This window comes from Cytobacillus firmus (assembly GCF_023715565.1).
In the GTDB taxonomy this organism is placed as follows: domain Bacteria; phylum Bacillota; class Bacilli; order Bacillales; family Cytobacillaceae; genus Cytobacillus; species Cytobacillus firmus_C.
On record NZ_JAMBOJ010000016.1, the window covers coordinates 35,412 to 59,418 of the forward strand.

Annotated in this window: 25 protein-coding genes, 1 other RNA gene and 1 riboswitch; of the genes, 17 read left to right on the forward strand and 9 right to left on the reverse strand. The window is 41.3% G+C overall.

The annotated features are described in order from the left end of the window. Window positions 1-142: 142 nt before the first annotated feature. The 9 genes from M3205_RS08400 (at window position 143) to M3205_RS08445 (ending at window position 10,096) form a co-directional block, all read left to right on the forward strand. A complete protein-coding gene (locus M3205_RS08400) occupies window positions 143-2,443 on the forward strand; it encodes a DEAD/DEAH box helicase (RefSeq protein WP_251169486.1) in 2,301 nt (766 codons plus the stop codon). Beyond that, on the forward strand, window positions 2,433-3,689 hold the full coding sequence (locus M3205_RS08405) for a ribonuclease H-like domain-containing protein (RefSeq protein WP_251169520.1): 1,257 nt from the start codon (window positions 2,433-2,435) through the stop codon (window positions 3,687-3,689). The genes M3205_RS08400 and M3205_RS08405 overlap by 11 nt, the downstream gene beginning before the upstream one ends. A gap of 330 nt (window positions 3,690-4,019) precedes the next feature. Further along, window positions 4,020-4,397: a CotD family spore coat protein gene (locus M3205_RS08415; RefSeq protein WP_095244641.1), complete on the forward strand. Its 378-nt coding sequence runs from the start codon at window positions 4,020-4,022 to the stop codon at window positions 4,395-4,397. A 79-nt stretch (window positions 4,398-4,476) separates the two neighbouring features. Further along, window positions 4,477-5,046, forward strand: a complete 570-nt coding sequence (locus M3205_RS08420) for an SLOG family protein (protein WP_251169487.1) — start codon at window positions 4,477-4,479, stop codon at window positions 5,044-5,046. 80 nt (window positions 5,047-5,126) lie between these two features. Then, window positions 5,127-5,426 carry a cell division regulator GpsB gene (gene gpsB, locus M3205_RS08425; protein WP_095244639.1) on the forward strand — a complete coding sequence of 100 codons (300 nt, stop codon included), beginning with the start codon at window positions 5,127-5,129 and terminating at the stop codon, window positions 5,424-5,426. Between the two features lie 81 nt (window positions 5,427-5,507). Beyond that, window positions 5,508-5,895, forward strand: an RNA gene (gene rnpB / locus M3205_RS08430) — RNase P RNA component class B. A gap of 446 nt (window positions 5,896-6,341) precedes the next feature. Next, entirely contained in the window at window positions 6,342-7,481 is a 1,140-nt protein-coding gene (locus M3205_RS08435; RefSeq protein ID WP_251169488.1) for a THUMP domain-containing class I SAM-dependent RNA methyltransferase, read from the forward strand. A gap of 173 nt (window positions 7,482-7,654) precedes the next feature. After that, the gene (locus tag M3205_RS08440) at window positions 7,655-7,822 is read left to right on the forward strand and encodes a hypothetical protein (protein ID WP_179289030.1); all 168 of its coding nucleotides are present in this window, start codon (window positions 7,655-7,657) and stop codon (window positions 7,820-7,822) included. Between the two features lie 348 nt (window positions 7,823-8,170). Then, a complete protein-coding gene (locus tag M3205_RS08445) occupies window positions 8,171-10,096 on the forward strand; it encodes an ATP-dependent DNA helicase (RefSeq protein WP_251169489.1) in 1,926 nt (641 codons plus the stop codon). A 35-nt stretch (window positions 10,097-10,131) separates the two neighbouring features. Here the strand turns inward: M3205_RS08445 and M3205_RS08450 are convergent, their stop codons facing one another. From M3205_RS08450 to M3205_RS08475, 6 genes are all read right to left on the reverse strand, one after another. Next, the gene (locus M3205_RS08450) at window positions 10,132-10,431 is read right to left on the reverse strand and encodes a metal-sulfur cluster assembly factor (protein WP_251169490.1); all 300 of its coding nucleotides are present in this window, start codon (window positions 10,429-10,431) and stop codon (window positions 10,132-10,134) included. An 11-nt stretch (window positions 10,432-10,442) separates the two neighbouring features. Further along, window positions 10,443-11,684, reverse strand: a complete 1,242-nt coding sequence (locus M3205_RS08455; protein ID WP_251169491.1) for a hypothetical protein — start codon at window positions 11,682-11,684, stop codon at window positions 10,443-10,445. 13 nt (window positions 11,685-11,697) lie between these two features. Further along, window positions 11,698-11,904, reverse strand: coding sequence for a DUF2249 domain-containing protein (locus tag M3205_RS08460; RefSeq protein WP_076260609.1), 207 nt, complete (start codon window positions 11,902-11,904; stop codon window positions 11,698-11,700). Then, on the reverse strand, window positions 11,901-12,143 hold the full coding sequence (locus M3205_RS08465) for a DUF2249 domain-containing protein (protein ID WP_251169492.1): 243 nt from the start codon (window positions 12,141-12,143) through the stop codon (window positions 11,901-11,903). The genes M3205_RS08460 and M3205_RS08465 overlap by 4 nt, the downstream gene beginning before the upstream one ends. Window positions 12,144-12,715: 572 nt before the next feature. Next, window positions 12,716-12,856: a hypothetical protein gene (locus M3205_RS08470; RefSeq protein WP_251169493.1), complete on the reverse strand. Its 141-nt coding sequence runs from the start codon at window positions 12,854-12,856 to the stop codon at window positions 12,716-12,718. A 2-nt stretch (window positions 12,857-12,858) separates the two neighbouring features. Beyond that, complete coding sequence (locus M3205_RS08475; RefSeq protein ID WP_251169494.1) at window positions 12,859-14,019, reverse strand: MFS transporter; 1,161 nt, start codon at window positions 14,017-14,019, stop codon at window positions 12,859-12,861. A 168-nt stretch (window positions 14,020-14,187) separates the two neighbouring features. On the opposite strand from M3205_RS08475, the gene M3205_RS08480 reads away from it, so the two are divergent. Both M3205_RS08480 and M3205_RS08485 read left to right on the forward strand, forming a co-directional pair. Further along, complete coding sequence (locus tag M3205_RS08480) at window positions 14,188-15,699, forward strand: carboxypeptidase M32 (protein WP_311315719.1); 1,512 nt, start codon at window positions 14,188-14,190, stop codon at window positions 15,697-15,699. A gap of 65 nt (window positions 15,700-15,764) precedes the next feature. After that, entirely contained in the window at window positions 15,765-16,685 is a 921-nt protein-coding gene (locus tag M3205_RS08485; protein WP_251169495.1) for a DMT family transporter, read from the forward strand. Window positions 16,686-16,718: 33 nt separating this feature from the next. Here the strand turns inward: M3205_RS08485 and M3205_RS08490 are convergent, their stop codons facing one another. The 3 genes from M3205_RS08490 to M3205_RS08500 are packed head-to-tail and all read right to left on the reverse strand — an operon-like array spanning window position 16,719 to window position 19,021. Further along, a complete protein-coding gene (locus tag M3205_RS08490; RefSeq protein WP_095244630.1) occupies window positions 16,719-18,374 on the reverse strand; it encodes a b(o/a)3-type cytochrome-c oxidase subunit 1 in 1,656 nt (551 codons plus the stop codon). Next, window positions 18,374-18,850 carry a cytochrome c oxidase subunit II gene (locus M3205_RS08495; RefSeq protein ID WP_095244629.1) on the reverse strand — a complete coding sequence of 159 codons (477 nt, stop codon included), beginning with the start codon at window positions 18,848-18,850 and terminating at the stop codon, window positions 18,374-18,376. The genes M3205_RS08490 and M3205_RS08495 overlap by 1 nt, the downstream gene beginning before the upstream one ends. Window positions 18,851-18,871: 21 nt before the next feature. Further along, on the reverse strand, window positions 18,872-19,021 hold the full coding sequence (locus tag M3205_RS08500) for a hypothetical protein (protein ID WP_035333553.1): 150 nt from the start codon (window positions 19,019-19,021) through the stop codon (window positions 18,872-18,874). A 360-nt stretch (window positions 19,022-19,381) separates the two neighbouring features. Then, a riboswitch (purine riboswitch) is annotated at window positions 19,382-19,483 on the forward strand. Between the two features lie 143 nt (window positions 19,484-19,626). Here M3205_RS08500 and M3205_RS08505 point away from each other — a divergent pair. The 6 genes from M3205_RS08505 (at window position 19,627) to M3205_RS08530 (ending at window position 23,875) form a co-directional block, all read left to right on the forward strand. Further along, entirely contained in the window at window positions 19,627-20,229 is a 603-nt protein-coding gene (locus tag M3205_RS08505; protein WP_095244628.1) for a xanthine phosphoribosyltransferase, read from the forward strand. Continuing rightward, window positions 20,226-21,536: a nucleobase:cation symporter-2 family protein gene (locus M3205_RS08510; protein ID WP_251169496.1), complete on the forward strand. Its 1,311-nt coding sequence runs from the start codon at window positions 20,226-20,228 to the stop codon at window positions 21,534-21,536. The genes M3205_RS08505 and M3205_RS08510 overlap by 4 nt, the downstream gene beginning before the upstream one ends. Before the next feature lie 106 nt (window positions 21,537-21,642). Further along, entirely contained in the window at window positions 21,643-21,789 is a 147-nt protein-coding gene (locus M3205_RS08515) for a hypothetical protein (RefSeq protein ID WP_251169497.1), read from the forward strand. Between the two features lie 238 nt (window positions 21,790-22,027). Further along, a complete protein-coding gene (locus tag M3205_RS08520; protein ID WP_251169498.1) occupies window positions 22,028-23,110 on the forward strand; it encodes a type III polyketide synthase in 1,083 nt (360 codons plus the stop codon). A gap of 4 nt (window positions 23,111-23,114) precedes the next feature. Continuing rightward, the gene (locus tag M3205_RS08525) at window positions 23,115-23,678 is read left to right on the forward strand and encodes an isoprenylcysteine carboxyl methyltransferase family protein (RefSeq protein WP_251169499.1); all 564 of its coding nucleotides are present in this window, start codon (window positions 23,115-23,117) and stop codon (window positions 23,676-23,678) included. 23 nt (window positions 23,679-23,701) lie between these two features. Then, on the forward strand, window positions 23,702-23,875 hold the full coding sequence (locus tag M3205_RS08530; RefSeq protein ID WP_251169500.1) for a hypothetical protein: 174 nt from the start codon (window positions 23,702-23,704) through the stop codon (window positions 23,873-23,875). Window positions 23,876-24,007 lie beyond the last annotated feature (132 nt).

The following is a 24,007-nucleotide window of genomic DNA, read 5'->3' on the forward strand; positions in this document are numbered from 1 at the left end:
CAATTTTTTCTGTGAATCTGAAAAAAAGAGCAAAGACTTAAAGGCTTAATAGGAATTTTCCATAAAAAGTTAATAGAAATTAAGAGTTTGCTCTGTTAGAACGAACGTTTATTCGATAGAATAGAAACATGAGGTGAAATAGATGAAAGTGCGAAAAAATTTGCCTGAAATCATGAAAGAGCTAATATCTGAACAGCAATATAAAGAGAATATTGTCCATTGGCACACAATAGAAGAAAAAGAGGCTAAAACTGCCAGTCTTCCGGAAAACATTCATCCATCATTAAAGGATGCACTGCAAAAAAGGGGCATTTCAAGGCTTTATACACATCAGAAAACATCTTATCAGACAGTCATGAATGGGGACAGTCTGGTAGCAGTTACTCCAACGGCATCTGGAAAAACGCTTTGCTACAACCTTCCAGTCCTGCAGACGATCGTAAATGATCCGGATGCAAGGGCGCTTTATATGTTTCCGACAAAAGCATTGGCTCAGGACCAAAAAAGCGAAATCAATGAAATCATCCAGGAGTCCGGATTGGATATAAATTCCTATACATATGACGGGGATACACCGGCAAACATCCGTCAAAAAGTTCGCAGGGCCGGGCATGTGGTTATTACAAATCCGGACATGCTTCACTCGGCAATATTGCCCCATCATACAAAGTGGGTATCCTTGTTTGAAAATTTAAAGTATGTGGTCATAGATGAACTTCATATTTACAGAGGTGTATTTGGCAGTCATGTAGCAAATGTTATTCGCCGCCTCAGGCGCATTTGCCGTTTTTATGGCAGCGACCCCATTTTTATCTGTACATCTGCAACAATAGCCAATCCTCTGGAGCTGGCAGAAAAGCTTACTGAAAAGCCGATGAAACTCGTGGATAATAATGGAGCACCAAGCGGGAAGAAACATTTTGTATTTTATAATCCCCCAATCGTCAATAAACCGCTGAATATCAGAAGAAGTGCAACTCTCGAAGCGAGAAAGCTCGCAGGAGAACTTCTGAAAAATAAAATCCAGACCATTGTATTTGCAAGAAGCAGGGTCAGAGTCGAAATTCTTTTGACGTACCTCCAGGAGCTGGTCAAACATAAACTGGGGCCTAAAGCTATTCGGGGTTATAGGGGCGGTTATTTGCCAACCCAGAGACGGGAAATTGAAAAAGGACTGCGTTCAGGGGAGATCTATGGAGTTGTCAGCACAAATGCCCTTGAACTGGGAGTGGATATCGGACAGCTGCAGGTTTGTGTCATGACCGGCTACCCCGGTACCATTGCCAGCTCATGGCAGCAGGCTGGACGTGCAGGCAGAAGGCATGGTGAATCGCTTGTTATTATGGTGGCAAGCTCCAGTCCGCTGGATCAATATGTTATTCAAAATCCTGATTACTTTTTTAATAAAAGTCCTGAAACAGCCAGAATAAATCCGGATAACCTTATTATTCTGGTTGATCATATCAAATGTGCAGCCTATGAGCTCCCTTTTAATGCCGGGGAATGTTTTGGCACTTTTGAAACTGAAGAGGTATTGGAATACCTGGCGGAGGAAAGGGTGCTTCATCAGAACGGGGATAAATTTTATTGGATGAAAGACTCATTTCCTGCCCACAACATCAGTCTCCGTTCAGCATCACAGGAAAATGTTATCATAATTGATCAGTCAGATATTGCGAATGTAAAAGTAATTGGTGAGATGGACCGCTTTTCCGCTATGACCCTTCTTCACGATGAGGCAATCTATCTTCATCAGGGAACCCAGTTTCAGGTGGAAATGCTTGATTGGGAAGAGAAGAAAGCATTTGTCAGGGAAGTGGATGTGGACTATTTTACCGATGCTAATCTGGCAGTAGAGCTTAAAGTGCTTGAGCAGGATAAAATCAGGTCGTCATCCATTGGAGAGATTGGCTTTGGAGATGTCAGTGTTGTAGCAATGGCAACAATATTTAAAAAAATCAAGTTTGAAACACATGAAAATATCGGATCCGGTCCAATAACACTCCCTGAAGAAGAGCTCCATACAAGCTCAACCTGGCTTTCGTTTAACCCGGAGTCGCTGAATTATAAGCAGGACCGGCTTGAACAGGGACTCATTGGAACAGCACATGCGCTTAAGCATATTGTGCCGTTATTTGTTATGTGCGATCCTCAGGACGTTCATGTTATCCCGCAAGTGAAAGCTGCCCATAATGAAAAGCCGACGATCTTTTTCTATGACAGGTATCCTGGCGGTGTAGGATTAAGTGAGAAAATTTTCGGGGGAATCGAACATATCATGAACGAAACGATGGAAATGGTATGCAGATGTGCATGTGACCATGGCTGTCCTTCCTGCATAGGAACAGATACCTCATCAGAAACGGCCAAAAAAGACGTACTCAGGATTCTCGGCTCTTTAAAAAATGGCGTTAATAGCGCAGGTGATAGAATTGTCCATTAAAAACAAGCTGAACAGGCTTAAGGGCCATCTTGGGACAGATAACGACAAACAGCCTTCATCCGTCCAAAAACAGCAGGAGAATAAGACCGATGTTCCTTTCAGAGAAGTATGGGCTAATGAAGGGGTTTATCCATATTATTTTGAAGACTCTTACTGTCTTGTAAGAGAAAAGGAATACAGCCTTGATTACAGGCATGGAATCTATTCTTTTGGGCAGTTTACTGCAGCGGTGGATGCCTGGAATTCTTCCAGCTTAAGGCATCCGCTGTCTGCTTCCGGTCACGGGCCTGAAAATCTTTTCTTTTTTGATACAGAGACAACCGGATTGGGCGGAGGGACTGGCAATACTATTTTCCTTCTTGGCCAAGCCAGCCTGCAGGGAAGCAAAATAAAGCTGAAACAGCATATTCTTCCTCAGCCGGGTGCTGAGATAGCTTTATATAAAAGTTTTCTGGAAAGCATTGATTATTCAACAATGGTCACATATAACGGGAAAGCTTTCGACTGGCCGCAGGTTAAAACGAGACATACCCTGTTAAGGGAGCATGTTCCAAAACTGCCGCCCTTTGGACATTTTGATTTATATCATGCTGCAAGGAGAATGTGGAAGCATAAGCTTGAAAGAATAAAGCTTGCTGCAGTGGAGAAGGATGTTCTGGGGATTGAAAGAAAAGACGATATTCCAGGGTTTCTGGCACCAATGATTTATTTTGATTTTATTGAAAGAAAAGATCCTGAAGGCATGCTGGGAATCATAAAGCATAATGAAATTGATATCCTATCCCTGATCAGCCTGTATACACATCTTTCTTTCCAGATACTGCAGCTCGATGAAAAACAGACTTCCCGTGAGGTTTATGAAGTAGGAAGGTGGCTGTCAACACTGGGTGAATCTTCAGAGGCAGCAATTGCCTTCAATAAAATATCTGAAGGAGAGTCTTCTGAAGCTTTGGATGCCAGGTTTGCATTAGCTTTTGAGCATAAAAAACATAAAAATTGGGATGAGGCAGCGAAACTATGGAAGGATAGTGCTGAAAAAGGCTTGATCAATATGAAGGTAATATCCTGTGTTGAACTGGCCAAGATCTATGAGCATCGATTAAAGGATATTGACCAGGCATTAAAATACTCGAAAAAAGCGTTAAACCTGCTGGAGGCAGATACCGGAACAGAAAAGCTGAAAATAAAACAGGAAGATCTACACCGGCGGATTGTACGGCTTGAACGAAAATTTAATCAGGCTTAAATCTCTCTGTAACATAATTTTAATATACCAGACAAAAAAATCCACTATTTCCTAGTTGTATGTACTTCTTCTAACAGTTAAAATTATAAATTGTGTGGTACTTTTTTAGGAATTTTATATAGTGAGGCTGGTATAAAATGTATAAAGCAATCTTATTTTTATTCTTCCTTGTAATTTTCACTACTGCAATCGTTTTCTCCAATTTAAAAGACAGTTTCTACAGTATGCTCTAAGGCTAGTACCTATAAAATAGGTGTTTTCATTAGTACAAGATTACTCTTTCTAACATAGGTTGTTAATGTAAAAACAATTTCGAAAGGGGATCTTCACATGTATTGCAGACCAAGACCTTCGCAGGTGATGCCTGCTGTTGTTCATCCGACAAAGTGCTGTGTAACTCATTCGTTCCAGAACATTGTGGTTCCGCACATTCATCCTACACATCATACTCATGTAAACCACATTAACTATCAGAATCAGCACTCTTACCCGCAAACGCAGTCAAATGTTAACCAGGTGACACAATCAAATGTGAACATGGGACCGAGACCTGGTGTGGCAGGTGCATATAGCCCAGGAATGGGTCCAGGTATGGGAATGGGCCCAGGAATGGGAATGGGTCCGGGATATGGCGGACCTGGAACTGGCGTAGCTGGAGCATCAACTGGTATGGGTCCAAAACAAGGGCCGGGCTTTTCAGGCAGATAATGAACAAGGGCTTTTGCCCTTGTTTTATTTTTATTAAATGGCAGCATTCCCAGCCAGATTTCTTTAAGGAGTTTTGCAATTGACAAAAGTAGCAGTTATTTCAGGGTATAAGCCTTTTGAGGTAGGGATATTTAAAAATGATGACCCTGCTGCAGGCTATATCAAAACCGCAATCAGAAAAAGCCTGCTTTCATTGCTGGATGACGGTCTCGAATGGGTAATCATCAGCGGGCAGCTTGGTGCAGAACTTTGGGCAGCTGAAGTTGTATATGATCTTCAGCTTGAAGGTTACGAAGACCTGAAGCTTGCAGTCATTACTCCCTTTTTAGATCAGGAAGTTTCCTGGAAGGATGCCAACAAGGAATGGTATGAATCCATATTGGCTCAGGCAGATTTTGTGGATTCAGTAACAAAAAAACCATATGAAAGCCCGCAGCAGTTCAGATTAAAAAATCATTTTTTGATCAGTAAAAGTGATGTTCTGCTGCTGTTTTATGATATGGAAAAAGAGGGAAGCCCAAAGTATCTGTATGAAACCGCAAAAAAATATCAGGAAGAAAATGAATATGATATTAGACTAATCACCTTTTATGATTTACAATTGATTATAGAAGAAGAACAATTCTCTCAGAGAGACACATTTGAATAATGCTCAGATAAATTGACAAATGTACATATCTCTGGAAAAATAGTATTAATTATGATTGCCGATATACTGAGGTGAGTGTCATGCTATCCGATAAAATTAAATTAACTGCAAAAGATATTTTGGAAAAAGAGTTTAAGACAGCCATGAGAGGCTACAAGCCTGAAGATGTGGATAAGTTTTTAGATGTTGTCATTAAAGACTATGAAGCATTCCATCAGGAAATTGAAGATCTGCAGCTGGAAAATATGAAGCTGAAAAAACAGGTTGAGGAAGCTTCACGCAGACCTGCAGCACAAACTGCGGGAACAACCAATTTTGACATCCTAAAAAGATTATCAAACCTGGAAAAACACGTTTTTGGCAGTAAATTGTATGATTGACAGTATTTATCGGACTTTCCAGTTTAAAACCATTGCTATTCTATCACAGATTACATATAATATTCTTTGTGATCATTAATAGCGTTCGGGTAATCGCTGCAATATATTTTATATTGTAGAGGAAAGTCCATGCTCGCACAGGCTGAGATGCCTGTAGTGTTCGTGCCTAGCGAATTCATAAGCTAGGGCAGTCGGAGTTTCTTCGGCTGACGGCAGGGAAAATGCCTAAGTCCTTCGGGATATGGCATGAATACCTTGAAAGTGCCACAGTGACGTAGCCTTTTCAGAAATGAAAAGGGTGGAACGAGGTAAACCCCGCGAGCGAGAAACCCAAATGATGGTAGGGGCACTTTCCCTGAGGAAATGAACAACGGGAAGGACAGGCAGATGCCTGTAGATAGATGATTGCCACCTGAGTACGAGACATTTGTCGCTTGCAGTACTACGGTACAAAACATGGCTTACAGAACGTTATTAGTGAGACAGTATGAGTGTTATAAATTCAAGCTCTCCTTTTTGGGAGAGCTTTTTTATTTTGCTGCAGGCTGGTAAGAAATATATGCTAGTTCCAGAAAAATTGATGTTAAAAATATTGGTCTAATTTACTGAGTTGATTGGAGTGGAGGGTGCTTGACTCCTGCGGGAAGAGAGGGAGCGGGAGACCCCGCAGGCGAAGCCGAGGAGGCTCCCGTTCCTCCCCGCGGAAAGCAAGTGCCCGCAGCGGAAATCAACGGACTAATTCATTATTGAAACAAACTATTAGAATAAAGCAAAGCTGAGTTCAAGATGACTAAGCAGAGGACCTGAGAGTCTCATTGCGGCTAAAGAAATAAACAGATATACTTTAAGTGTTGATTGCTATGCCCAGTTAGGGTATACATAATAGAAATAAGAATTAGGTTAGGGTGAAAATATATGTCTAAATACGATTTAATCGCCACTACGGCTATGGGCCTTGAGGCACTTGCTGCCAAAGAAGTGCGCGATCTTGGATATGAATGTGAAGTTGAAAATGGCAGAATAACATTTAAAGGCGATGAAGCTGCAATTGTCCGGTCTAATTTATGGCTGAGAACAGCAGATCGGGTTCGCATTAAAGTAGGAGAATTCAAAGCAACAAGCTTTGACGAGCTTTTTGAAAAAACAAAAGCGCTGCCGTGGGAAAGGTATATGCCGGAAAATGCCGAATTCCCAGTATCAGGTAAATCTGTAAAGTCCAAGCTTTTTTCTGTTTCCGATTGTCAGGCGATTGTCAAGAAAGCAATCGTGGAACGGATGAGAACAAAGTATAATAAGACAGGCTGGCTTGAAGAAAATGGCCCCCTATTTAAATTAGAAGTCGCTCTCCATAAGGATGTAGCCCTTCTGACCATCGATGCCAGCGGAAGTGGCCTCCATAAACGGGGATATCGTGCAGGGCAGGGTGAAGCACCCCTGAAGGAAACACTTGCAGCTGCATTGGTTATGCTGACAAATTGGAACGCTGATAAACCATTTGCTGATCCCTTCTGCGGATCCGGCACTATCCCGATAGAAGCAGCATTAATCGGCCAGAATATTGCACCTGGTTTTAATCGTGAATTCATTTCGGAAGGATGGTCCTGGATTCCTGAAAAAGTCTGGGAAGATGCAAGAAATGAAGCTGAAGACCTGGCAAACTATGATCAGCCACTCGATATAACAGGTGCAGACATTGATCACAGGATGGTTAAGATAGCAGAAGAAAATGCTTTCGAAGCTGGATTGGGTGATTTGATCAACTTTAAACAAATGCAAGTGCGTGATTTTACGACTCCTAAGGAATATGGTGTCATTGTCGGGAATCCTCCATATGGGGAGCGCCTTGGTGAAAAGGCTGCGGTACAGCGCATGTATGCTGAGATGGGAAATGCCTTTGCTCCTCTTGACACGTGGTCCATTTATATCCTGACTTCAGACGAGGAATTTGAAAATCACTATGGAAGAAAAGCAACTAAAAAAAGAAAGCTCTTCAATGGTTTTATCCGTACAGACTATTATCAGTACTGGGGCAAAAGACCGCCGAGAAATAATTAGCAGCATAAGCATAAAACCTCCTGAAACTGTATAGAATATATCTATCTGATTCTTTTTTCAAAACATCAGAATCTATATTCTACTTCGAGAGCTGTCTAGCTCCAGCGCCTACCCCCTCGAGGGGATTGTCGGGGGTGGGCAAGGCGCTTGCGCTTTTCTAAGGAGGGGTGGCAATGAAACATTCCAGCATCGATTTCCATAAAATTTCCCAGGCGCTGAATGGAACACTTGAAGCAATACACGGAGACGGTGATCCATCAGCAGAGGCACTGGAGAGTCTTAAAAACGCACAGGACGAACTTCAGCAGGCATTGTCATTTTCTATGTCACGTTACAACTAGTCGTTTCTCGCAGTCTAACGGGCAGTAAGACCCCCACTTCAAGAGATAAGTGGGGGTCAAACTGCCCGTAAAGGCCCGATTGGTTCAACTAACAATCAGTGGGGGATAAGGAAAACCCCCACTGATTGAAGTTTCACTTTATAATGAGCAGGGGGCAGCTTTAAAGCACCCCTGTTTTTTTGATAAATTTGCAGGTTTGGCGTTATATCTTGACAGTTACTGTATTTGAGATAAAATTATATGATGTTCATTTGATTATTAACATCTAATATATGAAATAATGATAGAGCTGAATTCAGGAGCGTCTGGCTAATAGGCGCTTTAACTTTTTAATTACGGAGGGGTAGCATGTCGAACCGGATGCCTTTTGCCGTATCCAAGAGCGAATCTTTTTATGAAAAGCTAAGTGAGTGGATCGGAGATGTTTTTTACGATATATTGCCTGAAGCAGGATTTGAAATTCGGGATGAGCAAATATTTATGGCCTTTCAGCTGGAAAAAGCTTTTAAAGACAAAAGTGTTATATTTGCTGAGGCAGGTGTAGGGACTGGGAAAACGATTGTTTACCTTTTATATGCAATCAGTTATGCAAGGTACATAAATAAACCTGCTATTATCGCCTGTGCGGATGAAACTTTAATCGAGCAGCTTGTGAAAAAAGAAGGTGATATTGCCAAGTTGGAAAAAGCTTTAGGCTTAAATATTGATGTCAGACTGGCAAAGTCACGCGATCAGTATCTATGCCTAAACAAGCTGGACAAGCTCGTAGCAAATGATGTTCATGATCACTATAATCACATTTTTGATGATCTTCCGGACTTTGTTCAAACAGGCTCATCCATGCAAAAGTTTGAAAGATATGGTGACCGGAAAGATTACCCTGAATTGCCGGATGAGCATTGGACCAATGTCTCTTGGGATTCAATCCAGGACTGTTTCACTTGTGAGAAGCGTCACCGCTGCGGTCAAACTCTCCATAGAGAATATTACCGCAGCGCAAAAGACTTGATCATTTGCTCACATGATTTTTACATGGAACATATTTGGACCAAGGAATCGAGAAAACGGGAAGGACAGCTGCCTTTGCTTCCTGAGAGCTCTTGTGTGGTTTTTGATGAAGGACATCTGCTGGAATATGCATCCCAAAAGGCTCTGACATATCGTTTTTCCGAGCAGATTCTGGAGTCCATCCTAACAAGGCTTATGGCGAATGATGTACGTGAAAAAACGTTAAATATTATTGAAGATGCTATTTACCAGAATGAGCATTTCTTTTTGACACTGTCCATGTCTGCTTCGGGTGATACTGGTTCTGACAAGAAAGCGATTGAAAAAACTGCAGATGTTATGAGAGAAGGACGTAAACTGCAGGACTTGATCAATACACTTGAGGAAGAATTAGTTTTTGAAAGCGAAATGTATGTCATTAATGAATATGATTTAAAAATTGTTGAAGAATATCTTGAGCAAATCTCATACTCGCTTTCATTGTTCCTCAAGGAATTAAAAGGAATCACCTGGTTTGAAGAGAATAATGGGGAAAGAACTCTGGTTATTATGCCTAGAATGGTCGAAGATATTATGCGGGAAGAAGTATTTTCCCAGAAGAAACCGTATGTTTTTTCCTCGGCAACACTGTCTGAGAATAAGTCCTTTGATTATATGGCAACAAGCCTGGGAGTAGACGATTATCTATCCTTTACCGTAGATTCCCCGTTTGACTATGAAGAAAATATGGTCATTCGCATGCCGGAATTTTCAGAGGGATCAGGAACTTCGAAAATGGACTACATTCTCGAACAAGTTAAAGCAACAGAAGGACGGGCTTTAGTATTATTCAACAATTCTTCTGAGCTGGCAGAATTCAAAGCATTTGTTTCTGGGAAAATAAGTGTGCCGGTCTTTTTTGAAGGGGATGCAGAGATAAGCAGCCTCGTATCAAATTTCCAAAATGATGAGCATTCAGTACTCTGCTCTGTTCATTTATGGGAAGGTCTTGATATACCGGGCAGATCCCTGGAGAATGTGCTTATTTATGGCCTCCCATTCCCTCCGCACGATCCGGTCTTTACGGCCAAAAGGGAAGGTTCGGCTGATCCTTTCAAAGAGGTTGATCTTCCATATATGATCCTGCGGTTAAGGCAGGGGATTGGAAGATTAATTAGAACACATGAAGACAAAGGGACCGTTCATATTCTGATGAATAAAAATGAAAATCCTGAAGTCCGCGAATTGATAAAAAAGGTTCTGCCTGCAGAGCCCGTAACAAGCTGAACTAAGGCAGTGCCCAAGCGGGCACTGCCTTCCTTTTAACCTCTTAACAGCTGATTTGCTTCGGGTGTCATACGAGCAGGAGTCCAGGCAGGCTCCCAGACAAGGTTAACCTCTACATCTGAAAACAGCTCAAGTTCTTCAATGCAATATCTAACTCCACTGACTATGCTGTCATGCAACGGGCATCCAGGTGTTGTCAAAGTCATGGTAATAACCGCCTTGTCATCCTCTGGAATATTAATATCATAAATAAGACCCAAATCAACCACGTTTATATTCAATTCAGGATCCATAACTCTTTTTAGATTACTGAGGACTATTTCTTTTCGATTCATGGTAATTCCCCCTATTGTTTTATAACAGTAATAATCAAATAACAGAAAACAATGCTTGCCCCAACAGTTAAAATCTGGCCGGATAGGAACAGGGCGGGCTGTTCATATGCAATGGAGACTGTCACACCAAGGATACCGAGAATGAATGCGGAAAGAACCGGAATGGATGCCTTGTCTTTCATCATATCTTTGAGAGAAGGCACACTCCGTTTGCCTATCTCTTTGCTGTATTTCCAGGTCCACCACAAGAATGGCACGATTTTAAATAGATAACCGAGAATACTCAAAGCTACCCAAAGCATGAGATAAGCAAATACGAGATACCCAACCTTATTTTGAAAACTCCCGATTAGAGAGCTTATGAAAGCTCCAAGGTGGATTGCCAGTCCTGCAGGTATGGCGAGAAGTGCAAATCGGAATGAATAATCAAGCTTTTTCTTTACTCTTTTCTGCAGGATTTGCAGCATGTGCCAGGTGAAGAATGCAAATCCGCCCGCCAGGATCATTAATGCAATGGTTAAAAGCGAATTATTCCCGGTGAAAAAAGATATAACTGCCGCTGCCAGCCCTGCAGCATACACCATAAACACATATTTGGCAGGCTTCATGCTGTAGCCATGGGACAAGGAAAACATGGGAACCATTTTATAGGAAAATCCAAAAATCAGAAGTGTAAACCAGCCTGCAGTTCCGAGCAGTATGTGGCTTTTAAAGACTGCCTGATAATGGCTGGAAATAAATCCGGTTTTCATGCTGAAGACCATAAGGATTCCGAGTATAATTGCAGATAACAGGCTAATCAATGCAGTTCCTACGAAAAGAGTCAGTACATTGGGCTTTGCCTGCTGCCTTAAAGTCATAAACATTTGCAGCAGAAACATTAAGATGCCTGTTAAAGTAATGAGCCCGGGCAGCATTGCACCCGCCGGATTATAAAATAAACTATGCGCAAAATATAATATTCCAAAGGCAGTTACAGTAAATTGTATAAATCCAAATCTTTCATTCCATATAGGGGTAAGAAAAGCCACCGGAACGAGCTGATACATGGCTCCCATTGCTGTCATCAGCGCCCAGCCTAATATAAACAAATGAGCAGCTGACCAAATGGCGGGTATACGAAACTGACTGTTAATTATGGATTCCCCTTGAAAAAGAATGAGCGCCATAGATCCTATTAAGCAGAGCAAGCTGAAAAGAATAAATGAAAAGGGAAGTTTGATATTGGTCTCATTTTTTGTATTGGCCAGCAACGCGATCACCTGCTTATTTTGTTATTTCTATTAAAAAGCTTCCGTCTTCCTGTTCGGCAGTTACATGCCTGCAGCCCATTTCGTCCAGCTGTTCATAAAGAAACATGGGCCTCCTGTCATTTATAATGGATAAGGTTTCTCCCTCTGGCAGATCTTCAAGAGCTGCCAGAGTTCTCATCATCGGCTGAGGCGGTTCCAGTCCCCGGTTATCAAGTTTCATTTTGAAGCACCTCTCTTAGTAAAGATCACTTTCCAATGCTTCTTTTCAATTTCTTCAGCTTTATATTCAAACCCTTTAGCTTTCAATACTCCAAAGAGAGGGACGGGTTTAAACGGAGCATGAAGGATAAAAACATCATCGATATCAAGTTCAGCAATCGCCGACATGATTTTCTGAAACGGCTCCAATTTATTTTTTAAATCCTCTCTTACGTCAAGTTCAATCACTTTGTTTTCCATTCTGATCTCTCCTTCGTTAACTGAAAATCACCTGCCAGTGAGAATCGTTATTAATTACTTTAAGTTTAACAGCATGAGCTTTTCAAATAAGTGACATATATCATATTGCAAAGAACATTTTTTAAAATGCACAAATCAAATGGGACAAAAAAATCCGCGGATGCTTAATCTGCGGATTCCAGACTGTAGACAAACTTGATGAAAAACGAGCTTGTCTGCAGTTTTTTTATTTAGCGTGTAATCGAGGCTGTTGATTTCCGTTCCAGGCGCTTCGCTTTCCTGCGGGCCGGCGCTGAGCCTCCTCGGCGCGTTCGCGCCTGCGGGGTCTCACCTGTCCAGCACTCCCGCGGGAGTCTTCGCGCCTTCCACTCCAATCAACAGGCTTTCTGAATTTTGTATCGCATGTTCTCTAAGTCTTGATACAATAGGAATATCAATTGCTTGAGGTGATGGTCTAGAAGGAGGCCAGAGGAAGATCTGTATATAGAGGAAAATGAGTGAAAATCACAAAAGGGCTTCGGAATGAGAGCATTCCGAAGCCCTTTTGTCGACAAACTGAAATCCGCAGTTGCTTAATCTGCGGATTCTTCCTGTTTCTCCATACATTCAAAACAGATGGTTTCATTTTTTTCATTATGGACTCCGTTGAAGAATCCATCAAGACAGTATAGGTCTTTCCCGCAAACAGTGCAGCTGCCAACTAATTCTTTCATTTTCAGTCACTCCCGTTTTTTAATAATTTGGGGATTCTCTTTTTAAAGTATATCGACATGCCGCATACTGTTAACAGCAAAATGGCTGCGGCGATTAAAAAACCTATGTTAAATGTTACTCTCAAGAAACCTAATATGGTGGAACCGGCTACCACACCTAAAGAAAAAAAGGCATAGAAGAGGCCGAACGCCTTTCCTCTTGTTTTTTCAGTTGTATGATTGGCTATAAGGGCATTAATGGACGGGAATAGAAGAGCAAATCCGGTGCCGTAAAGAACCATGCATAGAAACATGAACCCAAGAGAGGATGCTGAACTTAGCAGGATTAATGCAATTCCTATGATCACCATTCCAGAAAGCATGCTATTGTGATGCTTATATTTATCAAATATTTTATTAATGGGCAGCAGAAAAATAAGAATTGCAGTTATTCCGAATGTGCTTAATAATATTCCGCTGTACATCGCATCAATTTGCAGCGCTTCTACCTGAAGAGGAAGAAGATAGGCAAGTGTCCCTTGAGCAAACATAAGAGAAAAGGCTCCTAAATAACTTGCTGCGAGCATAGGATTCTTAAGCAAAGGAAGCATTTTCTCATGGGAGCTCTCTTTTTTTACATTTTTCAGAGTCCCTGCCGGCAAAAACACAAAGGCAAGGACTGCGCTGCTGATCATTGTTGCTGCTATAGTTAAAAAGACCCAATTTATGCTGTAATTGGAAGCAATGACTGCCCCAAAAGCGGGTCCTATAATGGCTGAACAGCCGACAGCTGCGCCTGATACAGCCATTTTTCTGCCTTGTTTGTCTGAAGTTCCAAGGTTTGAAATGATTGTAAAAGCCGCAGGGACCAGGAAGCCGCCAAATAACCCGTGCAGAAATCTTACTGAGATTAATTGGAGGGGTGAATCAGTAAAGGTATACAGGACTAAAATGATTCCGGTTAATGATAGACCGGACACAAGAACTCTTTTTGCTCCGCTTCTATCTATCCAATAGCCGGCTAAAATATTGCCTATCATATTCGAGAAGGAATACATCCCAACAATCATTCCCGCAAAGGCGGGTGATGGATGATATGTCATGGCAAAGGGGCTCATTATAGGAAGCTGAGAAAATGTATCAATAAATGCTGCAATAACGATAAAGTAAATCAAATATTTCATGCTATCTCACTTTCCGGTTAGTTCACTTTCCACTATTATAACTCTTTGGGAACCAGGTGAAAAAGAAAAACAGCCAAAGGGCAAAGAACAAGAAAAAGATTATAGAGACTGCCTTTTCAGAAAAATATGATAAAATGAAACTGTAATTGATACAAAGGGGGAAAAATTGTGGCAGAATCACTAAAAAAGACAGAACAGCAATTCCTTGATTATGTCAAAAAAATGACGGCCTATAATGAAGCGATCGGGCTGATGTATTGGGATATGAGGACAGGCGCACCCAAGCAGGGAATGGAACAGCGCTCAGAAGTGATTGGAATGATTTCTTCAGAAGTTTTCAGAATGTCCACTTCTGAGGAAATGGCAGCATACATAGCGAAACTCTCCGGCCGGGAAAATCTTTCTGAAGTAACTGTGAAAACACTGGAAGAATGCAAAAAGGATTATGACCGGAATAAGAAAATTCCTGCGGAGGAATATACCGAATATGTCATCCTGCAATCCAAGGCTGAAAGTATTTGGGAGGATGCAAAGGAAAGTTCAGATTTTGAAATGTTCCAGCCTTATTTGGAAAAGCTTGTTGAAATGAATAAAAGATTCATTTCTTATTGGGGATATGAAGGAAATAAATATAATACTCTGCTGGATATGTATGAACCTGGTGTCACCGTAGAAACGCTTGATCAGGTGTTCGGGCAGCTGAGGGAAAAAATTGTTCCGCTTGTTCAGCAAATCTCTGAATCACAGAATAAACCGGACACCAGCTTTTTGTTTGAACACTTTGCCAAGGATAAACAGCGGGATTTCAGCCTTAAAGTTCTTGATCAAATGGGCTATAACTTTAAAGCAGGTCGTCTCGATGAAACTGTGCATCCATTTGCAACAGGTTTAAATCCTGGTGATGTCCGAGTGACCACCAAATATGATGAAGCTGATTTCCGGACAGCTGTATTTGGCACGATTCATGAAGGCGGGCATGCTCTATATGAGCAAAATATTTCTTCTGACCTGGTTGGAACTCCGCTGTGCTCTGGAACATCAATGGGAATTCATGAATCACAGTCATTATTTTATGAAAACTTTGTCGGAAGACATCGTTCTTTCTGGAAAAAGAATTATGACCTTCTTAAAGAATATGCAAGCGGTCAATTTGATGATGTGTCAATAGATGCTTTTTATCGTGCAATTAATGAATCAAAGCCTTCATTAATCCGTATTGAAGCAGACGAATTAACATATCCGCTTCATATCATTATCCGTTATGAAATTGAAAAAGGCTTGTTTAACGATGAAATTGAAGTTAAAGACCTTCCAGCGATCTGGAATGAAAAATATGAACAATACCTCGGAGTAAAGCCTGATAATAATGGAGAAGGCGTTCTGCAGGATGTTCACTGGGCAGGGGGAAGCTTTGGTTATTTCCCTTCATACGCTTTGGGTTACATGTATGCAGCACAGCTGAAAAACAGCATGTTAAAGGACTTGCCAAACTATGATGAATTACTTGAAGAAGGCAATTTAATGCCAATCAAAGAGTGGTTTACTAAGAATGTGCACCAATTCGGCAAAATGAAAAGGCCGCTTGAAATCTTAAATGAAGTCACCGGGGAAGGCCTGAATGCCCAGCATTTAATTGATTATCTGTATGATAAGTACGGTAAGGTGTATCAGCTGAATTAATTGTTTAATCATAATTTTTGTAAGAGGGTGGTCTCAGCCATCCTCTTACTTCATGGAGAGACAAAATGAAGAAATTACTTCCTTTTCTAATGATTGCGTTAGGTGCAAGTCTATGGGGTATTATTGCTGTATTTGTTAAAGGGCTCGGGGAATATGGTTTTTCAGCTATGGAAATCGTGACTGTAAGAGTTTTTTTTGCAGCCATCTTTCTCGTTCTGATCGGGATCATGCGTTTCCGGAACTGTTTTAAACTGGAATCTGCCTCTGACATTAGGTTTTTTATTGGAACCGGGATACTGAGCATTGTCTTTTTTAATTATTGTTATTTCACAGCGATGAACCAGATCAGCATTTCATTGGCAGTCGTTCTGCTTTATACAGCTCCGGCATTTGTGACTGTATTATCTTACCTGTTTTTAAAGGAAGGGCTAAATTTGAGAAAGATTGCAGCTGTGGCAGGCACCATTGTGGGCTGCATTTTAGTAGCCGGATTATCAGCAGGCAGCAGTGATATAACTCTTCTTGGAATTTCAACGGGATTAGGTGCCGGGTTTGGCTATGCACTTTATACAATTTTCGGGAAATTTGCGTTAAGAAAGTATCATCCCTTTACAGTTACGCTTTATACATTCCTGATTGCTTCGGTATTTCTGATCCCCGTTACAAAGCTATGGACAAAAGCTTCAGTTTTTTTCAACGCTGAAGTTTTGTTTCTTAGTATGGGTTTAGGGTTTGTGCCTACGGTTCTCGCCTATTTTGTTTACACATGGGGACTGGAAAAAACAGATGGAAGCAAGGCAGCTGTGATCGCTACAGTCGAACCAGTCGTGGCCATGCTTTTAGGAGTGACACTTTACGGGGAAAATCTTGGTGCAGTCCAGATTGCAGGTGCTTTGCTGATACTCAGTTCGGTTATTATTGTTAATTTGCCTGTAAGAAGGAAAAATGCGGGAATGGCGGCTGACACCAGCAGGCCAGGACACTAAAACACTCCGATCCAACTGGAACGGAGTGTTTTTTTACCAAAGCTTATATCCCTTAGCCCCTGGAGGTGCATTTTGAATCAAATCGATAAATGGAATGGTGTAGGCAAATAGAATAAGAACAACGGTAATTCCGAGCCACAGCTTCCAGTTTTCAAATACCATCGGAGCTTTTTCAGCTTCATCAGCAGCTTCTCCGACAGGGAACTCCTGCTCGCCCTTCGGTGCGAAGAATGCAAGGTTGATAAAGATATAGATCATTAAAATAATGCCAATGAAAAGAATTGATCCGCCAATTGCCTGTGCAATCTGGTATGGAATCCATTCTGCTGCTTGTGCTGCTCCGCCATATTCAGAATATGATGAACGGCGCGGTGCTCCAAGCAAACCGACAGCATGCATGGCACCGGACATGAATGTCATTCCGATGGACCAGATAACCGCCTGGATGATCCCTAATTTATTCATCGCTTTGGTTAATGTTCTTCCGGTCAGATGAGGAATAAGCCAATAAGAAATCCCAAAGAATGTAAGCATTACTGATGTTGCCACTGTTAAGTGAAAGTGGCCGGTTACCCAAATCGTGTTATGAACTACCTGGTTCATCTGGTGGGAGGCGTTGACGATCCCGCCTGCACCCGCAGGGATAAAGGCTACCATCCCAATGAAAGGAACGACAAATCGCGCATCTCCCCAAGGAAGCTTCTTAACCCAGCCGAATAACCCTGTAGCCCCTTTTGAGCGGCCAAAGCTTTCGAAAGTAGCAAATAATGAAAATGCAGTCATTAAAGATGGAATGACCACCAGGAATGTCAGGATAACCTGAAGGAATTTCCATGCAGGGTCAATTCCCGGCTCCATTAATTGATGGTGAAATCCGACAGGGATTGAGAACAGCAGGAATAATATAAATGACAAACGCGCCAATGAATCAGAGAAAATTTTTCCGCCGATGACCTTTGGAATGACAACATACCAGGCCATATAAGCCGGCAATAGCCAGAAGTAAACAAGCGGGTGTCCGAAATACCAGAATAGAGTACGGCTGACACCGATATTTACGGTTTCCACAAATCCTAAAGACCATGGAAGCAGCTGGAAAAGTACGGTAGATGCTACACCGATTGTTGCGACAATCCACATCATTGTATTGACCAGAGACATAAAAGTTAATAACGGACTCGGCTGACCAGGATTTTTCCTTCGCCATTCTGCATACTTCATAATGATTGCTGCCCCGTCAATCCAGCTTCCCACTATAACAAGTGTTAAACCGATATAGTACAATGCATGTGCCTGAAGAGGAGCATAGAAAGTATAAAGAACTGTAGCTTCATTCAGCAGAATCATAACAGCTGCAAGAACAGTTCCCGCTGTCATCAGCCAAAAACCGATCCAGCCGGCGATACGCTGTTTATTTGTAAGTGCTCCTGATGTTTTGCTTGTTGCTGCTAACTGGAAGCCCATTATAAAAAAGGTAGTAAGTACAAGTCCGAGCACAACACCGTGAACCGTGAGTATTTGGTAATAGCCGATGCCTGCAGGAAGCTCAAATTTACCGGATCGGACCAAAGTCTGCAATAAACCGGCAAGGCCTCCTATTGCTAAAGCAGTAAAGGCAACGAAAAAGTGAGCCATTGCCAATTTACCGTCCCGAGGGTCAACTTTTAATTTTGCTGAAGGATTAAACATTATTCCACCACCTTAATTTTAGACGACATCATGTGGTGACCAACACCGCAATATTCATTACATACAATTAAGTATTCGCCTGTTTTATCAAATGTTGTAACATGCTCACTGATATAGCCGGGTTCAAGCATCATGTTGATATTTGATCCCGCAACCTCAAAACCGTGGACAACGTCTTTGGTTGTAGCGATAATTTTCACTTTAGCGCCATATGGAACCTCCACTTCAGCTGGGCTGTAGGAAAACGCAGATGCAACGTATACCAATTCGTAATCCCAATCTTTTCCTTCTACCTTTTTCAATCCAGGCTCATTAAATGGAACGGTAGTATCGACCTTTTCAGGGTCAATAGTTGCCAAACAGCTCGGAGGCTGATTGCCCAGGTAAAATGCGCTGACTCCCAGTACTGTTAGAAAAACAAGCAGTGATCCGATTCCGAAACCGAGCCAGGCTTTTTCAAACTTATGCATATGCATGGCTTTTTCCCCTTTCTAACTTTAAAAGCGGCTGATAAATAATAGATAAACGCCTACCCATGTAATAATCAGGAAGAATCCCAATAAGAAAACGGAAGCTAACGTTCCCTTTAAGGAAGAGCTATCCTCTATTTCAGTTTTCGTTTTGCGGCTGAGTTCCGTTTTCGCCATTTTCCTTCACTCCTTTCGAAAATTGGAAAAAGTAAATGATTACACTTTCATAATACAAAACATTTAGGAAGATTCTAGATGCTTTTAGTGAGTTCACAAATTGTTCATTCGTAACTTAAACACTATGATAATGGTGAAAAGTTGATATTTAAGTGATTTAAATCACAAAACTTATGTGTAAATTGTGAAATAAATGTGAAAGTTTACATTTGGCTTCAAAAGAGGTACTAATTATAGAAAAAAATCATACTGAAGATGAAAAACCCTTTAATTTACGAACGATTATACATAAAAAACCCTTTTGGTTCGTATTTACTTGTAGGTTTTTGTTGAAGTATGAGGAAATGATGTTATAATGTTAATAAATTAATAACATTCACTCATATAATCGCGAGGATATGGCTCGCAAGTTTCTACCGGGTTACCGTAAATAATCCGACTATGAGTGAGCAATGACCAGGACGTTTTTTTGTCATCCCTGTTTGCCTGCAGCTAAACTCCCAGCCTGAAGGCCATTGCTTCACTCATTTTTATGTTGTGAATGCGATGGGCCTCAGGCTTTTTTTATGGTCCTGAAGGCTTTCTATCACAGAGGAGGATGCAAAATGGATATGCTTATTGAAAAAATAAAAAGCGAAGGGATTGTTTTATCACCTACAGTCTTAAAGGTGGATTCATTTCTGAATCACCAAATAGATCCTCAGCTTATGCAAGAAGTCGGAAGAGTATTTGCAGATAGATTCTCAAACTGCGGGATTACAAAAATATTGACAATTGAATCTTCAGGGATTGCACCAGCTGTAATGGCGGGACTTCATCTGAATGTCCCGGTTGTATTTGCGAGAAAAAGAAAATCTCTCACTCTGGTAAATGACCTGATTACAGCTTCTGTCTATTCTTTTACTAAAGAAGAAACAAGTGAAATCTCTGTCTCAAAGAAATTTCTTTCAAAAGAGGATAATCTACTGATCATTGATGATTTTCTAGCGAATGGACAGGCTGCATTAGGTCTTGCGGATATAGCGGAAAAAGCTGGATCAGCAGTTGAAGGGATAGGAATTGTTATTGAAAAAGGCTTTCAAAAAGGCGGACAGCAGCTGAGAGAGAGGGGATTCCGGGTCGAATCTTTAGCTATTATTAACTCTCTTGAAAATGGCATCATCAGCTTTGAAAAAACATCAGAGAATGTGGAGGAAATGTTGCGATGAATCAGAATCCAATAAAAATTGCTTCGCTCGGAATTCAGCATGTCCTTGCTATGTATGCAGGCGCGGTCATTGTACCGCTGATTGTAGGAGGGGCACTGGGATTAACAGGTGAACAACTTACCTATCTGGTTTCAATTGATATTTTTATGTGCGGAATTGCAACACTGCTTCAAGTATGGCGCAGTAAATTTTTCGGGATTGGCCTTCCGGTCGTGCTTGGCTGCACATTTACGGCTGTTGGACCAATGATTGCGATTGGCGGTCAGTATGGAATACCAGCAATCTATGGGTCTATACTCGTTTCCGGTATTTTTGTGGTTGCTGTTTCAAAGTATTTTGGAAAACTGGTGAAATTTTTCCCGCCTGTTGTGACAGGGTCGGTGGTTACAATAATCGGGATTACGCTTATTCCTGTTGCTATGAATAATATGGCCGGCGGGCAGGGAAGCCCTGACTTTGGTTCGATGACAAACATAGCATTGGCTTTTGGAACTTTGCTGTTCATCATTATTCTCTTCCGTTTCTTTAATGGCTTTATCCGGTCGATTGCCATTTTACTGGGATTGGCTGCAGGAACCATAGCATCCTATTTTATGGGCATGGTCGACTTCACAGCTGTTGGTGACGCTTCCTGGTTTCATATGCCATCCCCTTTCTATTTTGGCATGCCGACATTTGAGGTGACAGCCATCCTGACTATGATTCTAGTAGCAATGGTCAGTTTAGTTGAATCTACAGGCGTATACTTTGCTCTGGGAGATATCTGTGAAGAAAAACTGGAACAAAAAGATCTGTCAAATGGTTATCGTGCCGAAGGGCTTGCCATTATCCTTGGTGCTGTCTTTAATGCATTTCCTTATACAACCTATTCCCAAAACGTTGGACTTCTTCAGCTGTCAGGCGTAAAAACAAAGAATGTTATATATACAGCAGGGGCATTCCTTGTACTGCTGGGTCTGGTTCCGAAAATTGGTGCATTGACCACGATCATTCCCACTCCAGTATTAGGAGGCGCAATGGTTGCCATGTTCGGCATGGTAGTCGCCTATGGAATAAAAATGCTCAGCAAAGTGGAATTCTCCTCCCAGGAAAATTTATTGATCATCGCCTGCTCTGTCGGGATGGGACTGGGTGTAACAGCTGTTCCTGAACTATTCGCACAAATGCCTTCGAGTGTGCGGATCCTGACGGATAATGGGATAGTGGCAGGCAGTGTGACGGCCATTCTTTTAAATATCGTATTCAATGTAGTTAAAGGAAAAAAAGCAGTTCAGCGTCCTTCTCTTACGGAGCCGAAGGCTTTATAATTCTCGTTTGAGGCAATCACAATAATATTGGAAATCAATATAATATTCTATCGGTATTTTTACATTTCCGAAGCGATGTTTCTCGCAAGAAAGAGAGTGTAATGTGATGGAGAAATATTATTGTGATAACTGCCGGCTTTTATATAATGAAGAAGAAGTTTGTGCTGCCTGCGGTATCCAGGTGACAAAAAAAATATATATAGAAGTTCAAAAGCATCATAAAAATCTTAATGGATTGGATGCATCAGAATAATTGCTTAATCGCCGGCCGCATTTCATGGTTAGATGAGGGACTAAATAGTAATTGGAAAAGATTTAGTAATGCTATTCATTTAATGATTCATTTATAATAAAGATGCACAACAACTCCTTCAAAACACATTGCTTCCTCCATACGGGGGGAGCTTTTTTTTTGCTCTTTATCCAACTTTGAAACATAAATTGCTTTTATTTGGAAAAAATAACAGAAAGCAATAGAAGGAGAGTTGCTTATGCCAGCAATTGTATCAGTAGCGGAGGCAATACCTGAACATGTTCTGACACAGGATCAGGTAATGGATTTTGCCAGAGATTTATTTTCCGATTCCTTTAAGGATATTGAAAGGCTATTAAAAGCTTTCCACAACGGCCAGATTGAGAAGCGGCACTTTGCAAAGGGACTGGAATGGTTTAAAACAGATAAATCATTTGAAGAACGAAACAATGCATATATTGAGCAATCTATTGAACTGGGAACAAGGGCCATAAAGCGCTGCCTGGAAAATGATCTTTTCCTGACCAGAAGTCTTCAGTGCGATGAGATAGACGCCATCTTTACTATCTCAAGTTCAGGGATTGCCACTCCAAGTATTGAAGCAAGAATCATGAATAAGCTTCCATTTTCTGAGCATACGAAACGAATTCCGATATGGGGGCTGGGATGTGCAGGAGGTGCTTCAGGGCTTTCAAGAGCCTATGAATATTGTCTGGCATTCCCTGAAGCGAAGGTGCTTGTATTAAGTATAGAATTATGCAGTTTGACCTTTCAGCGCAATGACCGGTCAAAAAGCAATCTTATCGGGACCTCTCTCTTTGCTGACGGTGCAGCATGTGCTCTTATAACAGGTGATAAGGTACAAAGGGATTTTCAAAAGCTGCCATCCATTCCGGGAATTCGGGGAACCCAATCGACAACCAAGCGAAATTCTCTGGATGTAATGGGCTGGGAAGTTAAGAATGAGGGTCTATTTGTGGTTTTTTCAAAGGACATCCCATTCATAATAGAGGGATGGCTGAAGCCCAATGTAACGGAATTTCTAAGGGGAAAAGGCATAGAAATGGAAGAGATAAACCATTTTATTGCTCATCCCGGAGGAAAAAAAGTCATTGATGCTTATCAGAAAGCGCTGCAATTTGACCCTGGTATGACAGAGATTTCACTTGATGTATTAAGGGAGTTCGGTAATATGTCATCTGCAACTATTCTATACGTACTCAAAAGGTTTATGGAGATCGGCAGAAAGGGAGACACCGGGCTTGCAACTGCACTCGGGCCTGGATTCAGTTCGGAATTGCTGCTGCTGGAATGGGAGTGAATACATGCTGTTCTTAATTTTTATAACCTTCATCATTTTACAGAGGACTGCAGAGCTTGCTGTAGCCCGGGGTAATGAAAAGTGGATGAAAGAGCGTGGAGCATTAGAATTTGGCCAGAGGCACTATCCATGGATCGTTGCTGTTCACGCTTCCTTTTTTGTCTGCTATTTGCTTGAAGTAATCATCTTTGAAAAGAATCTGTCGCCTTTTTGGCCCATATTGCTGATTCTGTTCTTCCTTACCCAGGCGGGAAGGGTGTGGGCGCTGTTTTCCTTGGGCAAATACTGGAATACAAAAATCATTGTCCTGCCGGGAGCTAAGGTAGTCAGAAGAGGGCCATACCGGTTTATAAAGCATCCCAACTATGCCATTGTAGCTGCTGAATTTCTCGTGATTCCTTTAATGTTTCAGTCATATATAACGGCTGCTGTTTTCACTCTGTTAAACATAATGGTGTTATCGGTCAGAATACCAGAAGAGGAAAAAGCGCTGAAGGAATTGACAGAATACGAAGAAGCCTTTTTACGGTTACGGCCTGACCTTAATAAAGATATTAAAAAAGTTTGACAATTTTAAATTACCTATTGAAAATGATTATCGTTCGTGATAAACTTCTAATTGAATTTGAAAATTATTCTCAATATCATTCCAACAGGAAGGTGCTGCTACATATGACAATTCTATTCGTTGCCGGCACAATTGCTGCCTACTCACTTGTTATGAAACATGTTTTAAATAACGTAGCTAGACCACATACAAGATAATAATTACTTATTGAAACCAGGCTATCAATGCCTGGTTTTTGTTTTCATATCGTCTATTTAATTAAATTTTTAGAAGTTAAATACATTAATGCACTGAGTTGATTGGAGCGGAAGGTGCGAGACTCCGGTGGG